Genomic DNA, 14224 nt, shown 5'->3' with positions numbered 1-14224 from the left:
GGTTCGATACAGAAGATTAGCCGTCTGCTTGTAAAAGCTTAGAACTCCCAGCTATCGGGCTTGTCTTCGTCTTCTTGAATCGGCTGGCCGGGGATATGTTTCTCTTCGTTGGCCCATTCGCCCAAATCGATCAGCTTGCAGCGCTCGCTACAGAAAGGGCGGAACTGGCTCTGTGGCTCCCAGACAACTTCAGCGTTGCAGGTCGGGCAATTTACTACGGTCTTACTCATTCACTTATCTTGCAGCAGTAGAGTCGGCAAGGAATATCGCCTGGCTCTTGGTGATTGGTGGGCAGGAATTTTATCGCGAAGCGGTGTTTGTGACCACTCACGGTTGGGTAGGCCGCTACTTCATCGGGCACTTCGATACGCAACAGGCAGCAGTTTTCTGCCACCCCTTGGTAGAATCCGCCTGCGGCAATAACATCGCTACTGTGGCTCTGTTGGCGAATAATCAGCATGATCTGGTTAATCGCCTGTAACAGCGGCTGATAGGGAGCAATCCAGCCCTCAACCGAGCTCATAAAGGTTTGCTGAGGTTGGCTTAGCCACCAATGCAGCTGCGGCAGGTCAAAATCACAGTGGCCACCGGGGAGGTTGATGCGTTGACGCACGCTGTTGAGCAGGCGATCTTCTTTGAGGTGATCATTGATACGAGCAATCTTATGGATCTGCTGGCTTAGCGCGGTGAGCTCGGCCTGAAGCTGCTCGATCTTGCTGGTGTCGACGCCGGGCTGTTCTGCCCAGCGCTGAAGTTGTTGGCCATACTTGGTGAAGTCTTTCAGCAGATCGCTGCGCCAATCACAGCGCTCGAGTACCTCGGCGAGATCGAACAATACCTTGAAAAACACCTGCTGGTGCATATCGTCCTGCAACGAGCTGGCCTTTAACAGGCTGTTGAACAGGTGCTCCAACCGTAAGTAGTTGCGGGTTTTTTCGTTCAGTGGATGTTCGTATGTCAGCGTACCCATAGGCCCCAAGTCTTTGCTCAACTTCTAAGCGTTAATGTGAAGTAGTGTAACGACTGAGTCAAATTCTGTCATGGGCTTTTGCCAGCTCTAAGTAGCGCTGATGGAGAGCTAGAGTCTGTTTCTGCAAGTGCTCGAGGTCTCGGTCGTTGCAAATAACATCGTCGGCCTTGGCGACGCGCTGCTCTCGTGGGAGTTGCGCAGCGACAATTTGCTCGATCTGCTCTCGGCTGTTGTTGTCTCTGGCGGCGCCGCGGTTAAGCTGTGCGTCGACGGGCGCATCGATAACCAACACCCGATCAACCATGCTCTCCAATCCGTTCTCTAGCAGCAGCGGGGCTACCAGTAACTTGTAGGGCCCCTGTGCATCATCCAATTGCTTGCGAATAGTTGTGCGGATGAGCGGGTGCAACAGCGCTTCGAGCCACTGTTTTTCTTGGTGATTGTTAAAGATTCGCTGGCGCAGTGCGGCTCTATCCAAGCTGCCATCTGCCTGTATCAGTTCGTGGCCAAAGTGCTGCGCGATCGATACTAGTGCCGGTTGGCCCGGTTCGACGACTTGGCGCGCCACCACATCGGCATCCACCACCGGAATACCCAGTTCAGCTAAGTAATCGGAAACCGCAGTTTTGCCACTGGCGATGCCTCCAGTCAGGCCGACAATCATAGCAGCGCTCCCAGATACCACTGGTAGAGCTCAGGGCCGATATAGAGATAGCACAAGCCGCCCATTGCTAAGTAGGGCCCAAACGGCATCGGCTGTCCTTGCTGTTGGCGGCGGGTCACCAGCAAAATAATACCCAGTACCGCACCGCTTAGCGAGGACAGCAGTACGACCAGCGGTAAGGCTTGCCAACCAAACCACGCACCAATCAATGCTAATAGCTTAAAGTCACCATAGCCCATCCCTTCTTTACCGGTAAGCAGTTTAAATGCCCAGAAGATTGACCATAGAAACAGGTAGCCAGCAGCCGCGCCAATGATCGCATCGATGGGGGAGGCGAACAGGCTTTGCGTGGCTAGCAGCAGGCCCAGCCACATACCCGGCAGCGTTAGTTGGTCGGGGAGCAGCATGGTATCGAAATCAATCAATGCCAGAGTGAGCATCAGCCAGCTAAACAGGCAGGCGAACACGAAGCTGGTGGTAAAGCCAAACACCGACCAGCATGCCAAACACAACAGTGCGCTTGCCACTTCTACCAGCGGATAGCGAATGCTGATCTTGGTTTTGCAGTTCGCGCACTTGCCACCGAGCAGCAGCCAACTGATCACCGGGATGTTCTGCCAGGCACGGATAAGGCTATTGCATTCAGGGCAACGGGAGCGTGGCACCATCAGGTTAAACGGGGCGGATTGCTCGCTAGCATTTGGCGAAGCAGGCTCGCAGCTATCAGTCTGCTGGGCCAGATAGTCGTCGCATTCGGCTTGCCATTGGCGCTCCATCATCAGCGGTAGGCGGTGAATAACCACGTTCAGGAAGGAACCCACGCATAGCGCAAAAACCAAGCAGAAGGCCAAGGCGAGCATGGGGTAGTAGGTAATTAAGTCAGTCATTACAGCGAAATCAGTGTTCTAGCCAACAACGGTGCCCAAGGTAAAGATGGGCAGGTACATGGCGACCACCATACCACCAACCAGCACCCCGAGCACCACCATTATTAATGGCTCTATCAAGCTGGTTAGGCCGTCGACCGCATCGTCCACTTGCTGTTCATAGATATTGGCGACCTTGTCAAGCATACCATCGAGCGAGCCCGACTCTTCACCAATCATCACCATCTGAGTCACCATATCTGGGAACAGGTTTACGGTGCGCATGGCAACGTTCATCTGCATCCCGCTGGTGACCTCGCTGCGGATCGACATGATGGCTTGGCGGTAGACCACGTTGCCGGAGGCGCCGGCTGCAGCCACGAGTGCATCAATAAGGGGAATACCTGCAGCAAACGTGGTCGACAAGGTTCTGGCAAAGCGGGCCATAGCAGCCTTATGCAAGATTGGGCTAATAATGGGAATTCTAAGTACAGCCCGGTCTGTGGCATCGCGCACTTTTTGCGAGCGCTTGAGGCCTTGCATATAAGACCAGATAGCAAATCCAGCGATACCAAAAATCAGCCACCAAGCTTTTTGCATAAAGCGAGATATCCCAATGACCATCTGGGTAAATGCAGGCAACTCCGCACCGAATCCGGCAAAGATATCCTCGAACTGGGGGATCACAAACAACAACAAGATGGATGTGACCACAATGGCGACAATGATCACTGCGGTCGGGTAGAACATGGCTTTTTTAATCTTAGATTTGAGTGCTTCGGCTTTTTCTTTGTAAGACGCAATGCGATCGTAGATCGTTTCCAAAGCGCCGCTTTGCTCGCCTGCTTCTACAAGATCGCAATACAGGTCATCAAAGAAGTGAGGATGCTTTCGCAGGCTCTCACTTAAAGCTGTGCCGGTTTCCACTTCACCGGCTACTTCGCCCATTAATCTACGTAGCGAGGGTTTTTCTGCGCTTTTAGAGATGATCCCAAGGCTTTGCACCAGTGGTACGCCGGCAGTTAGCATGGTGGCAATCTGACGCGAGATCACCGAGATATCCATGGCGTTCACTTTGTCTTGCAAACGTGCCAGAAAGCTCTCTGACTTCTTGCTGACCTTGGTGACGTTCACACCCTGCTTGCGCATCTCTGTTTTAACTTGGATGGTACTTTCCGCCTGCATCTCTCCGCTGACTTTGCTGCCCTTGCGGTTAATGCCATGCCATTGGTAAGTGCTGATGTTTTTGATGGTTTTGGCTTTTGCAGTCCTTGCCTTGGCCATAAGCATCCTTCTCAGAGTGGGGCGGCTTTACATCGCCGGATGAATACTAGATTGAAGTGACGCGTTCTACTTCTGCCAAACTGGTCACCCCATTGCGGGCTTTTTCCAGTGCTGACATTCTTAAGTTATACATGCCTTCTGTCTCGGCCTGAGCAGCAATTTGCAGCGAGTTGCCTTGCTCCATAATCAATCGCGCGATATCACCACTCATCGGCATCACTTCATAGATACCGACGCGGCCTTTGTAGCCACTGGTGCAGTGCTCGCAGCCGACAGGCTCATACACGTTGATGCCAGCATCGATTTGCTGCTGATTGAAGCCTAGCTCTTGGTAGTGCTCAGCTGCTATGTCTGCAGGCTTTTTGCAGTGTTCACATAAACGACGGGCCAAGCGTTGGGCGATAATCAGGCTGACAGAAGAGGCGATATTGAATGCTGGTACGCCCATATTGAGCAAGCGAGTTAGTGTTTCAGCGGCCGAGTTGGTATGCAGTGTAGATAGCACCAAGTGGCCGGTTTGTGCGGCCTTAATGGCGATCTCCGCAGTTTCTAAGTCTCGAATCTCACCGACCATCACTACATCGGGGTCTTGACGCAAAAAAGCGCGCAGGGCGCTGGCAAAGGTGAGCCCGGCGCGGTTGTTGATATGAACTTGGTTGATACCAGGAAGATTAATCTCTACTGGATCTTCCGCGGTGGAGATATTCACTTCGTCGGTATTGAGAATATTCAGCCCGGTGTAGAGGGAGACAGTTTTACCTGAGCCAGTGGGGCCGGTAACCAAAATCATCCCTTGTGGGCGGCTTAGTGCTTTGAGGTATAACTGCTTTTGCTTCTCTTCGTAGCCCAGCACATCGATATTGAGTTTGGCGGCGGAGGAGTCGAGGATCCGCAGTACGATCTTCTCGCCCCACATGGTGGGCAGGGAGTTCACCCGCATATCGATGGCCTTGTTGTGGCCGGTTTTTATCTTGATGCGACCATCTTGAGGCAACCGGCGCTCGGCAATATCCATCTTGGCCATCACTTTTAGACGTGCCGAAAAGCGGTTGGCGAGATTAACTGGTGGGGCCGCAATCTCGTGAAGTATTCCATCGATGCGAAAACGGATACGAAAACGGTGCTCGTAAGGCTCAAAGTGCAAGTCCGATGCCCCCCGGCGGATTGCATCCATCAAAATCTTGTTGATATACACCACGATGGGAGTGTCATCTTCCCGGCTCTGCTCTTCATCGAGGCGAGACTCTTGCTCGCTAACCTCTAAATCAGAGATATCTGCATCGCTAATATCATCAAGGCTAAGGTTGCTGCTATCGTCAACTAGATGGTTGATTGCTTTAGCGAGTTTATGCTCTTCGACCAACAAGGCCTCGACATGAAGGCTAAAGCTAAAGCCAAAGTCTTCCAACGCTGTGACATTGCTGGGGTCAGACATGGCGACATAGAGCGTGTTTTGCCGATTGTAGACCGGGAGCGCATGGTGTTTGAGAATTAGTGAGCGATTAAGGTACTTCTCTGGGATCGCCCCTAGCTCAACCCCATCTAAATCCAGCAGAGGAAGACCGAACTGGACTTCACAAAACTGTGCTAGCTCTTCCCCTGTTAGAGTCTCGCTCTCAACCAGCAAGGAGACAAAAGGGCGATTTTCCTGCTTTGCGCGAGCAGCCAGCTCTTGGAGCCGGCTCTGCTTATCGGGGAAGGCGGTGGCCAAGCTGGGGGCTAAGCCACCTTGTAGGGTACTGCTGGGCATTGATTACTCGCAAAGCTTAGCGCCGGCGCAGCTGGGAGTCCAAGTGACTCCTCCATTTGCAACTGCTCCAGTTAGAGTGTAGGTGTCAGCAGCAGCAATGCCGTTAGAGGCCGCTGGAGTTACAATGAGAACAGGAGCGGCATCGGTATACCCTGTAAAGGCAACAGAAGTGACTTGTGCACGATTTGCTTCTGCTGTCGCTGCTGCTGTTACAGTTGTGTTGGTGTTACAGCCAGTGATTTCGGTCTGTAAGCAAACTTCTAAGGCGGTTTTAACCCCTTGAGCTGCACTGATAACGTCTGAGTAACGAGCTTTTCTTGTGTAATTCTGATAAGCCGGCAGCGCCACAGCAGCCAAAATAGCTACAATCGCGACCACGATCATCAGTTCGATAAGGGTAAAACCAGCTTGTTGGTGTTGGGCCTTGGCGGTTAAGCGGTGTAGTGATTTCATTATTTCATCCTTGTATACAGCGTTAGTGTTTATTTACCTGTGGCGGCCGAAGCCAAAAAAGCACAGCGCTAAGCAACTACTTAACGTAACTCTCGGGCATCCGTGCCACTACGATGCTTTTAGTAAGTAAAGCATACGTTTCTAATTAGTATAGTTTTTCGGATTTTGAGGCAAACTTTGTGTGAAAGTTGTGAGCTGTATGGAAGGATGGCTGTACAAAAAACTGTACAGCCATAATTGATGATTTTAAGAGTTTACAACTCGAATCGCATAGATAGGTCTACGGCTTGCACGTGCTTGGTCAGCGCGCCCACTGAGATAAAGTCGACACCGGTTTGAGCAAAACGGCCGATGGTATCGAGGCTCACGTTACCAGAGACTTCCAGCTCCGCTCGGCCTTGGTTGAGCTCTACCGCTTCGCGCATCATCGCTTCGTTGAAGTTATCCAGCATGATGCGATCGGCACCGGCTTCGAGCGCTTGCTGGAACTCATCGAGGCTCTCGGTTTCCACTTCTACGGTTTTACCCGGCGCGATTTTTTGCGCGTTAGCAACCGCTTGGGCGATGCCGCCGCAGGCCATAATGTGGTTCTCTTTAATCAAGAAAGCATCGAACAAGCCAAAACGGTGATTAGTACCGCCGCCACAGGTCACTGCGTACTTTGAGGCAAAGCGCAGGCCCGGTAGCGTTTTACGGGTATCGAGCAAGCGACATTGAGTGCCTTTAAGGCGCTCCATATAGGCATCCACAGTGGTGGCGATGCCGGACAGGGTCTGAATAAAGTTCAGGGCGGTTCGCTCGCCAGTCAGTAGTGCGCGAGACGGGCCTTCCAGTCGGCAAAGCGTTTGATTGATTTCGACTCGCTCGCCATCTTCGACCAGCCACTCGATGGTGACCTCTTCTCCGAGCTGACGAAACACTTCGTCGGCAAACGGGCGGCCACAAAAGATAGCCGGTTCGCGGCTGATCACTTTTGCTTGGCTGCGTTGCTCAGCGGGGATGAGGTTGGCGGTGATATCGTTATTCGCGTCGAGTCCTTGAAGGTCCTCTTCCAGAGCGGCGCTTACGTTGGCGCGCAATTGTTCTATCTGCATGCTGGTTTCTCAGTTGAGATAAGGGTTGAGGGGCTACGATCCCATCCGGGTCTAGTTCTATTCAGGCGGTTTATAATCATGTTGATGCTTGTGCGCCCGAGGCGTCATTTTATCTGACTTCGCCGCGTTATGGTATCGCTGCTTCTCGCCGCTTGCTGTTTGTGGAGGGCGACGATAGCATCGGAGTTAATCCTCGAAAGCCAGCAACGAAACCTCGTTAGACGATGACTCAGAAACTACCTTCAGAACAGCCCGAACAACGACTTACCGATGCGCTGTGGACGCCGTCTCCCCATTTCGATGATCGTCCCGACCCCTCGGATATCTCGTTGGTGGTGATCCACTGCATCAGCTTGCCCGAAGGACAGTTTGGCGGACCGCAAGTCACCGATTTGTTTCAGGGCTGTCTAGACTGCCAAAGCCATCCTGGTTTTGAAGAGCTGGAAGGCTTGCGCGTATCTGCGCATTTGTTTATCGACCGCGAAGGGCAGTTGCAGCAGTTTGTCGAGCTGGACAAGCGCGCCTGGCATGCGGGTGTGTCTAGTTTTGAAGGGCGTGAGCGTTGCAACGATTTCTCCATCGGCATCGAGTTGGAGGGGACCGACCACAGCCCGTTTACTGACGCCCAGTACCAACGCTTAGCCGAGGTTTGCCAGAGTTTGCTGGCGCGTTATCCCAACTTAAGTAAATCGCGAATAGTGGGCCACAGCGACATCGCGCCTGGGAGAAAGACCGATCCTGGTCGAGAATTTGATTGGTCGCGGCTACTCAGCCAGTTAAGTAAGTAGACGCTGACACTTAGCTCTCGCTAGACTAAGCAGAACAATGCCTTACAGCGCAAAATAGGAATTTCAATGTCGCTGCTGTCTCTTTTGCTCGCACTCAGCTTAGAGCGGATCCGCCACTCGGGAACCCACTGGTTGTGGCAGGCCAGTTATCATCAGTTGATTAAACGTCTGCAGAATCAGTCTTGGCCGCTTCAGGCACTGTTGGGGATTGCCTTACCCGTTGCCTTGTTGGTTGCTCTGCAGCTGTTTTTGCAAGGGCGCTACTGGGGGCTCGGGTCGTTGCTGCTGTGGGTGGCCGTTCCTTTCTTAACCCTTGGCTGCCCCCCGTTGCAATGCTCCTACCGCGACTATTTAAGGGCTGCTGCCGATGGCGATCAGCAAGCCTGTGAGCACTTCAATCAAACCCTGCTACAAGGTATGCACGAGCATCACCGCGTGGACAGCGGCGAGCGCTTGGCTGTAACTACCGGCACTCAGTTGGTGTGGCTCAACTATCGCTACTACTTTGCTATCTTATTTTTCTTCGTGTTGCTTGGTCCTGCTGGTGCGGTGTTCTATGCCTGTTGCCGGGAGCTGCATTGCTACAACTATCGGCTTCAACCAGAACATGATGCCGTTTGGATCCATCGCTTGATGCACTTGGTTGATTGGCTGCCAAGTCGCTTAGCGGGGCTTAGCTATATATTGGTGGGCAACGCGGCCAGCGCCGCAGTGCCTTGGTTGAGTGCCTTAAAGGATCGTCAGCACAGTAACGGCTATTGGTTGGCGAAGGTCGCTACCGCTGCCGAAGACATCGATACCGAAGGCAGTAGCTTGTGCGTGGAGACCACCACCCGTTATGTGAGTTTGGCTAAGCGCGGGATGCTGCTGGCGATTGCGATACTCTCGCTGATGACGATTACCGGTCAAGTGATTTAGGTTAGCGCCGTCGCTGTAAACCTCTGTATACCCATCTCTTTTACTTTCGCCGCTTGCTAGTTTGAGCGGCGTAAAAGCCACGTCTATACCTTCCTCACTGCTCGTCCATTATCTGACTCCACCCGTGGTACTTCGGTAGCTGCTTTACAAAGTTGTTAATCGAAGATTTAACATTTCCGCCTGCAATATCACTCAAAATGTGAAGATTTAGTGAAAATGGTCTTACCTGTCTGGTGATAGACCTATCAAATGGGGTAAAGCCGTTGTCATATCTCGAATAAATTGATATCAATCAATTTAGCTGGACTTTATGTTTACGGTTTGTTAGTTTTTTGCGGTGTAAATTGGTATTACCAATGTTAATGGAATTAAATGAACTACCAACGAGTTAAACCCGCCAAGCTTTCCGACGTCATTGTTGAGCAGTTGGAGAGAATGATTCTGGAAGGCAGCCTGCCCCCGGGCGAGCGCCTGCCTGCAGAGCGTGAGTTAGCTAAGCAGTTTGATGTATCGCGCCCTTCGCTGCGCGAAGCGATTCAGAAACTGGAAGCCAAAGGCTTAGTGGTTCGACGCCAGGGTGGCGGCACTTTTGTACAGCACAAACTGCGTGACGGTCTAACCGATCCGCTGTTTGAGCTGTTAGCCAAGCATGATGAAACTCAACTCGATCTACTGGAGTTTCGCCATGCGGTTGAGGGAATTTCTGCCTATTACGCAGCGCTACGCGGCACTGAAGGTGATCTGGAGAAGATTCAGCTTTGCTACGCGCGAGTTGAGCTAGCGCAGGTAGAGGGGGATAGCGCGGCAGAAGCTAAAGCGGTTGTGGCTTTATACGAGGTAATAGCTGAAGCGTCACACAAACTAGTGCTATTTCACCTAATTCGTGGCCTAGCCCCGCTGTTGGAAGCCAACGTGCTGAGTAACTTTGAGTTGCTGTATCGACGCCCCAGCGTAACCAGCAAGATCCGCCAGCATCGCAGTGCGATGCTAAAGGCCATCCTCGATGGCCAGCCGGATCAAGCCCGCGAAGCTTCCCACCAACACTTGGCATTTATTGAAGAAACCTTATTGGAAATTGAACGCGAGGAGAGCCGGGTTGAGCGCTCGAATCGACGTTTACGGCAACTGAAAATCTAACACGGACAACCCGGTTCGGGATTGTGGGAACACTGTTAATCTAACACTAAGGAAACAGTCATGTCAGACACGCTGAAGCATGATGTAGATTCACTGGAAACCAGCGAATGGATCGAAGCCATTGAATCTGTTATTCGCGAGGACGGAATTGAACGCGCTCAGTTCTTGATGGAGCAAGTGCTGGCCGGCGCTAAGCTACAAGGCTTGGGTCCGGTGGGCGGCGCTATTACCACGGATTACATCAACACCATCAATGTAGAAGATCAGCCAGATTACCCAGGGGATCTGGATATTGAGCGTCGCATTCGCTCTATCATCCGCTGGAATGCCATCATGATTGTGCTGCGCGCTTCTAAAAAAGACTTGGAGTTGGGCGGCCACATGGCATCTTTCCAGTCTTCAGCGGCATTCTACGAGACCTGTTTCAACCACTTCTTCCGCGCGCCGAACGAAAAAGACGGCGGCGATCTGGTGTACTACCAAGGCCATATCTCTCCGGGTATCTATGCTCGCGCCTTCGTTGAAGGTCGCTTGAGTGAAGACCAGCTAGATAACTTCCGCCAAGAAGTGGACGGCAAAGGCCTAAGCTCTTACCCACACCCGAAACTGATGCCTGAGTTCTGGCAGTTCCCAACCGTATCGATGGGTCTGGGTCCAATCTCGGCTATCTACCAAGCGCGTTTTCTTAAATACCTGAACGGTCGTGGCCTGAAAGACACCACCGAGCAGCGTGTTTATGCCTTCTTGGGCGACGGTGAGATGGACGAGCCAGAATCACGCGGCGCGATCTCCTTCGCCGCCCGCGAGAAGCTCAACAACCTGTGCTTTGTGATTAACTGTAACCTGCAGCGCTTGGACGGCCCGGTAATGGGTAACGGCAAGATCATCCAAGAGCTGGAAGGCCTGTTCAAAGGTGCTGGCTGGAACGTAGTTAAGCTTATCTGGGGTAGCGAGTGGGATAGCCTGCTGGCGAAAGATAGCTCAGGTAAACTGCTGCAACTGATGAATGAAACCGTGGACGGCGACTACCAGACCTTTAAGTCGAAGTACGGCGCTTACGTGCGTGAGCACTTCTTCGGTAAGTACAGCGAAACGGCTGAGCTGGTAAAAGACATGAGCGATGACGAGATCTTCGCCCTGCGCCGCGGTGGTCATGACCCGGTTAAACTGTTCGCCGCCTTCGATAACGCCCGCAAGTGTGGCGACAAGCCAACCGTTATCCTGGCCAAGACCGTAAAAGGTTACGGTATGGGTGAAGCGGCAGAAGGTAAGAACATCGCCCACCAGGTGAAGAAGATGGACATGACCCACGTACAGCACGTGCGTGACCGTCTGAAAGTCGCGGTAAGCGATGAAGACTTGCCAAGCCTGCCGTACCTGACGCTGGAAGAAGGCAGCGAAGAGTACGAATACCTGCATGCCCGCCGTAAAGAGTTGAAAGGCTACACGCCGCAGCGTCTGCCTAACTTCACCGGTGAGCTGACTATTCCTGAGTTGGGTGCCTTTGATGCTTTATTAGGCGAGCAGAAGCGTGAGATTTCGACCACCATGGCCTATGTGCGCGCACTGAACGTGATGCTCAAAGACAAGTCCATTGGTAAGAACATCGTGCCGATTATTGCCGACGAAGCACGTACCTTTGGTATGGAAGGTCTGTTCCGTCAGATTGGTATCTACAACCCGCATGGTCAGATCTACACCCCGCAAGATCGCGAGCAAGTGTCTTACTACAAAGAAGACACCAGCGGTCAGGTACTGCAAGAAGGGATCAACGAACTGGGTGCGATGAGCTCATGGGTAGCTGCAGCCACCTCATACAGCACCAACGATGTGCCGATGATTCCGTTCTACATCTACTACTCAATGTTCGGTTTCCAACGTGTTGGCGACATGTGCTGGATGGCCGGTGACCAACAAGCCCGCGGCTTCCTGCTGGGTGCAACGGCTGGCCGTACCACCCTAAACGGTGAAGGTCTGCAGCACGAAGATGGCCACAGCTTGATTCTGGCCAACACCATTCCGAACTGTATCTCTTACGACCCAAGCTTCGCCTTCGAAGTTGCCGTGATTCTGCAAGACGGCCTGAAGCGCATGTATGGCGAGCAAGAGAACGTGTACTACTACCTGACCTTGATGAATGAGAACTATCATCAGCCTGCGATGCCGGAAGGTGCTGAAGAGGGTATCCGCAAGGGTATCTACAAGTTCAAGTCAACCAAGGGCAGCAAAGCCGAGGTTCAACTGTTGGGCTCTGGCACCATCATGCAGCAAGTGCTGAAAGCGGCTCAGGTGCTGAGCGACGAGTACGACATTGCCTCTGATATCTTCAGTGTGACCTCGTTCAATGAGCTGACCCGTGATGGCCAAACCGCTGACCGCTTTAACATGCTGAACCCGACTGCGGACGCTCAAGTGCCATATATCACCAGCGTACTAAGCGACAAGCCGACCATTGCGGCTACCGACTACATGAAGCTCTACGCTGAGCAGGTTCGCGCTTATGTACCGGGCGCTTACCGGGTGCTGGGTACCGATGGCTTCGGCCGCAGTGATAGCCGCGAGAACTTGCGTCGTCACTTTGAGGTGAACAGCGATTACATCGTGGTGGCTACTCTGACCGAGCTGGCAGCCAAAGGTGAGATTGACAAGAAAGTGGTGGTGGACGCCATCGCCAAATACGGTATTGACGCCGACAAACTTAACCCACTTTATGCGTAAGGACAGCAAGCAATGACTATTGAAATCAAAGTCCCTGATATTGGCGCCGATGCGGTAGAAGTTACCGAAATCCTGGTTCAGGTTGGCGATACTGTTGAAGTTGAGCAGAGCCTTATCTCGGTTGAAGGCGACAAGGCGGCAATGGAAGTTCCTGCCAGTGCCGCTGGTGTGGTCAAAGAGATCAAGGTAGCGGTGGGCGACCAAGTTGAAACCGACAGCCTGATTATGATCTTCGAAGCCGCTGGTGATGCGCCAGCAGCGGCTCCTGCCGAAGAAGCTGCGCCTGCTGCAGCCGCTGCGGTAGAAGTGTTGGAAGTGAGCGTGCCAGATATCGGTGATGACGAAGTGGAAGTCACCGAAGTGATGGTCGCGCTGGGCGACCGGGTTGAGCTCGAGCAGAGCCTGATCTCTGTGGAAGGTGATAAAGCCGCCATGGAAGTACCTGCACCGTTTGCTGGCACCGTTACCGAAATCAAAGTAGCAGTAGGCGATAAGGTAAAAACTGGCTCCTTGATTATGGTGTTTGAAGTCAGTGGTGCACCTGCCGCAGCAGCTAGCGCTCCGGCTGAAGCGCCGAAGCCCGCGGCTGAACCGGCGCCTGCGCCAGCTCCAGCCGCTAAGCCAGCAGCAGAAGACGATGGCGATCTAGGCGGCTTTGTCGAGAACAGTGCCTACATTCATGCCTCGCCAATGGTTCGCCGTTTGGCGCGCGAGTTTGGTATCGACCTGTCGAAGGTTGCGGCAAGTGGCCGTAAAGGACGCATCGTTAAAGAAGACGTACAGAACTACGTTAAACGTGCGGTACGTAAAGCGGAGTCGGGTGGCGGCGGTACTGGCCTGAACATCCCAGATTGGCCAAGTGTTGATCACGCCAAGTTTGGTGATATTGAAGAGATCCCACTGTCGCGCATCCAGAAGATCTCTGGTCCTGCGCTACACCGTAACTGGGTACAGATACCGCATGTGACTCAGTTCGACGAGACCGACATCACCGAGCTGGAAGCCTTCCGTAAAGAGCAGAACGTGATTGCCGCTAAACAAGAGCTTGGCTTCAAGATCACGCCATTGGTATTTATGATGAAGGCCGTGGCCAAGACCTTGGAAGCTATGCCGAAGTTCAACTCGGCGCTGTCCGACGATGGCAACAGCCTGATCCTGAAGAAGTACGTCAATATCGGTGTGGCAGTTGATACGCCAAACGGCTTGGTGGTTCCAGTAGTACGTGATGTGAACAAGAAAGGCATCTACGAGCTGTCGGAAGAGCTGACTGAGATCTCCAAGAAGGCGCGCTCTGGCAAGCTGACCGCCAGCGATATGCAGGGTGGCTGCTTTACCATCTCTAGCCTTGGCGGCATCGGTGGAACTCAGTTCACGCCAATCGTGAATGCACCAGAAGTGGCTATCTTGGGTGTGTCTCGCAGTGAGATGAAGCCGAAATGGAATGGCAGTGAGTTTGTTCCTAAGCTGATGTTGCCGCTGGCACTGTCTTACGATCACCGGGTGATTGACGGTGCTGATGGTGCGCGCTTTATTACCACGCTGAACGGCATTTTGAGTGATATCCGTCGCTTAGTGCTTTAGT

The 14224-nt window shown here is 52.8% G+C and carries 13 protein-coding genes; 5 read left to right on the top strand and 8 right to left on the bottom strand.

The features are described from left to right. Positions 1–38 precede the first annotated feature (38 nt). The 8 genes from yacG to nadC form a co-directional block, all read right to left on the bottom strand. Positions 39–230 carry a DNA gyrase inhibitor YacG gene (gene yacG, locus G462_RS0104450; protein ID WP_026957919.1) on the bottom strand — a complete coding sequence of 64 codons (192 nt, stop codon included), beginning with the start codon at positions 228–230 and terminating at the stop codon, positions 39–41. Then, positions 227–970 carry a cell division protein ZapD gene (zapD, locus tag G462_RS0104445; RefSeq protein ID WP_026957918.1) on the bottom strand — a complete coding sequence of 248 codons (744 nt, stop codon included), beginning with the start codon at positions 968–970 and terminating at the stop codon, positions 227–229. The genes yacG and zapD overlap by 4 nt, the downstream gene beginning before the upstream one ends. Positions 971–1028: 58 nt before the next feature. Next, positions 1029–1634, bottom strand: a complete 606-nt coding sequence (gene coaE / locus G462_RS0104440; RefSeq protein ID WP_026957917.1) for a dephospho-CoA kinase — start codon at positions 1632–1634, stop codon at positions 1029–1031. Beyond that, entirely contained in the window at positions 1631–2521 is an 891-nt protein-coding gene (locus tag G462_RS0104435; protein WP_026957916.1) for a prepilin peptidase, read from the bottom strand. Before G462_RS0104435 ends, coaE begins: the two co-directional genes overlap by 4 nt. Before the next feature lie 18 nt (positions 2522–2539). Beyond that, entirely contained in the window at positions 2540–3784 is a 1245-nt protein-coding gene (locus tag G462_RS0104430) for a type II secretion system F family protein (RefSeq protein ID WP_051326527.1), read from the bottom strand. A 46-nt stretch (positions 3785–3830) separates the two neighbouring features. After that, on the bottom strand, positions 3831–5534 hold the full coding sequence (gene pilB / locus G462_RS0104425; RefSeq protein ID WP_026957914.1) for a type IV-A pilus assembly ATPase PilB: 1704 nt from the start codon (positions 5532–5534) through the stop codon (positions 3831–3833). A gap of 3 nt (positions 5535–5537) precedes the next feature. Continuing rightward, a complete protein-coding gene (locus G462_RS0104420) occupies positions 5538–5987 on the bottom strand; it encodes a pilin (RefSeq protein ID WP_026957913.1) in 450 nt (149 codons plus the stop codon). Between the two features lie 254 nt (positions 5988–6241). Next, positions 6242–7081: a carboxylating nicotinate-nucleotide diphosphorylase gene (gene nadC, locus G462_RS0104415; protein WP_026957912.1), complete on the bottom strand. Its 840-nt coding sequence runs from the start codon at positions 7079–7081 to the stop codon at positions 6242–6244. 224 nt (positions 7082–7305) lie between these two features. Here nadC and ampD point away from each other — a divergent pair, with 224 nt between their 5' ends. The 5 genes from ampD to aceF all read left to right on the top strand — a co-directional run bounded on the left by ampD (position 7306) and on the right by aceF (position 14223). Next, positions 7306–7869, top strand: coding sequence for a 1,6-anhydro-N-acetylmuramyl-L-alanine amidase AmpD (gene ampD / locus G462_RS0104410; RefSeq protein WP_026957911.1), 564 nt, complete (start codon positions 7306–7308; stop codon positions 7867–7869). Positions 7870–7935: 66 nt separating this feature from the next. Then, on the top strand, positions 7936–8787 hold the full coding sequence (gene ampE / locus G462_RS0104405) for a regulatory signaling modulator protein AmpE (protein WP_026957910.1): 852 nt from the start codon (positions 7936–7938) through the stop codon (positions 8785–8787). 372 nt (positions 8788–9159) lie between these two features. Continuing rightward, a complete protein-coding gene (pdhR, locus tag G462_RS0104400) occupies positions 9160–9924 on the top strand; it encodes a pyruvate dehydrogenase complex transcriptional repressor PdhR (protein ID WP_026957909.1) in 765 nt (254 codons plus the stop codon). A 60-nt stretch (positions 9925–9984) separates the two neighbouring features. Further along, positions 9985–12642: a pyruvate dehydrogenase (acetyl-transferring), homodimeric type gene (gene aceE / locus G462_RS0104395; protein ID WP_026957908.1), complete on the top strand. Its 2658-nt coding sequence runs from the start codon at positions 9985–9987 to the stop codon at positions 12640–12642. A gap of 12 nt (positions 12643–12654) precedes the next feature. Continuing rightward, on the top strand, positions 12655–14223 hold the full coding sequence (aceF, locus tag G462_RS21720) for a pyruvate dehydrogenase complex dihydrolipoyllysine-residue acetyltransferase (RefSeq protein ID WP_035476752.1): 1569 nt from the start codon (positions 12655–12657) through the stop codon (positions 14221–14223). The last annotated feature ends 1 nt before the right edge of the window (position 14224 follow it).

Source organism: Aliagarivorans taiwanensis DSM 22990, from assembly GCF_000429505.1.
GTDB lineage: Bacteria > Pseudomonadota > Gammaproteobacteria > Enterobacterales > Celerinatantimonadaceae > Aliagarivorans > Aliagarivorans taiwanensis.
Note: the sequence above shows the minus strand (reverse complement) of the source record. Positions and strands in the feature narration are given on the sequence as shown.

Excerpts from the sequence above, each read along its gene's own strand:
- yacG (WP_026957919.1), bottom strand. The coding sequence starts at position 230 with ATGAGTAAGACCGTAGTAAATTGCCCGACCTGCAACGCTGAAGTTGTC.
- zapD (WP_026957918.1), bottom strand. The coding sequence starts at position 970 with ATGGGTACGCTGACATACGAACATCCACTGAACGAAAAAACCCGCAAC.
- coaE (WP_026957917.1), bottom strand. The coding sequence starts at position 1,634 with ATGATTGTCGGCCTGACTGGAGGCATCGCCAGTGGCAAAACTGCGGTT.
- G462_RS0104435 (WP_026957916.1), bottom strand. The coding sequence starts at position 2,521 with ATGACTGACTTAATTACCTACTACCCCATGCTCGCCTTGGCCTTCTGC.
- G462_RS0104430 (WP_051326527.1), bottom strand. The coding sequence starts at position 3,784 with ATGGCCAAGGCAAGGACTGCAAAAGCCAAAACCATCAAAAACATCAGC.
- pilB (WP_026957914.1), bottom strand. The coding sequence starts at position 5,534 with ATGCCCAGCAGTACCCTACAAGGTGGCTTAGCCCCCAGCTTGGCCACC.
- G462_RS0104420 (WP_026957913.1), bottom strand. The coding sequence starts at position 5,987 with ATGAAATCACTACACCGCTTAACCGCCAAGGCCCAACACCAACAAGCT.
- nadC (WP_026957912.1), bottom strand. The coding sequence starts at position 7,081 with ATGCAGATAGAACAATTGCGCGCCAACGTAAGCGCCGCTCTGGAAGAG.
- ampD (WP_026957911.1), top strand. The coding sequence starts at position 7,306 with ATGACTCAGAAACTACCTTCAGAACAGCCCGAACAACGACTTACCGAT.
- ampE (WP_026957910.1), top strand. The coding sequence starts at position 7,936 with ATGTCGCTGCTGTCTCTTTTGCTCGCACTCAGCTTAGAGCGGATCCGC.
- pdhR (WP_026957909.1), top strand. The coding sequence starts at position 9,160 with ATGAACTACCAACGAGTTAAACCCGCCAAGCTTTCCGACGTCATTGTT.
- aceE (WP_026957908.1), top strand. The coding sequence starts at position 9,985 with ATGTCAGACACGCTGAAGCATGATGTAGATTCACTGGAAACCAGCGAA.
- aceF (WP_035476752.1), top strand. The coding sequence starts at position 12,655 with ATGACTATTGAAATCAAAGTCCCTGATATTGGCGCCGATGCGGTAGAA.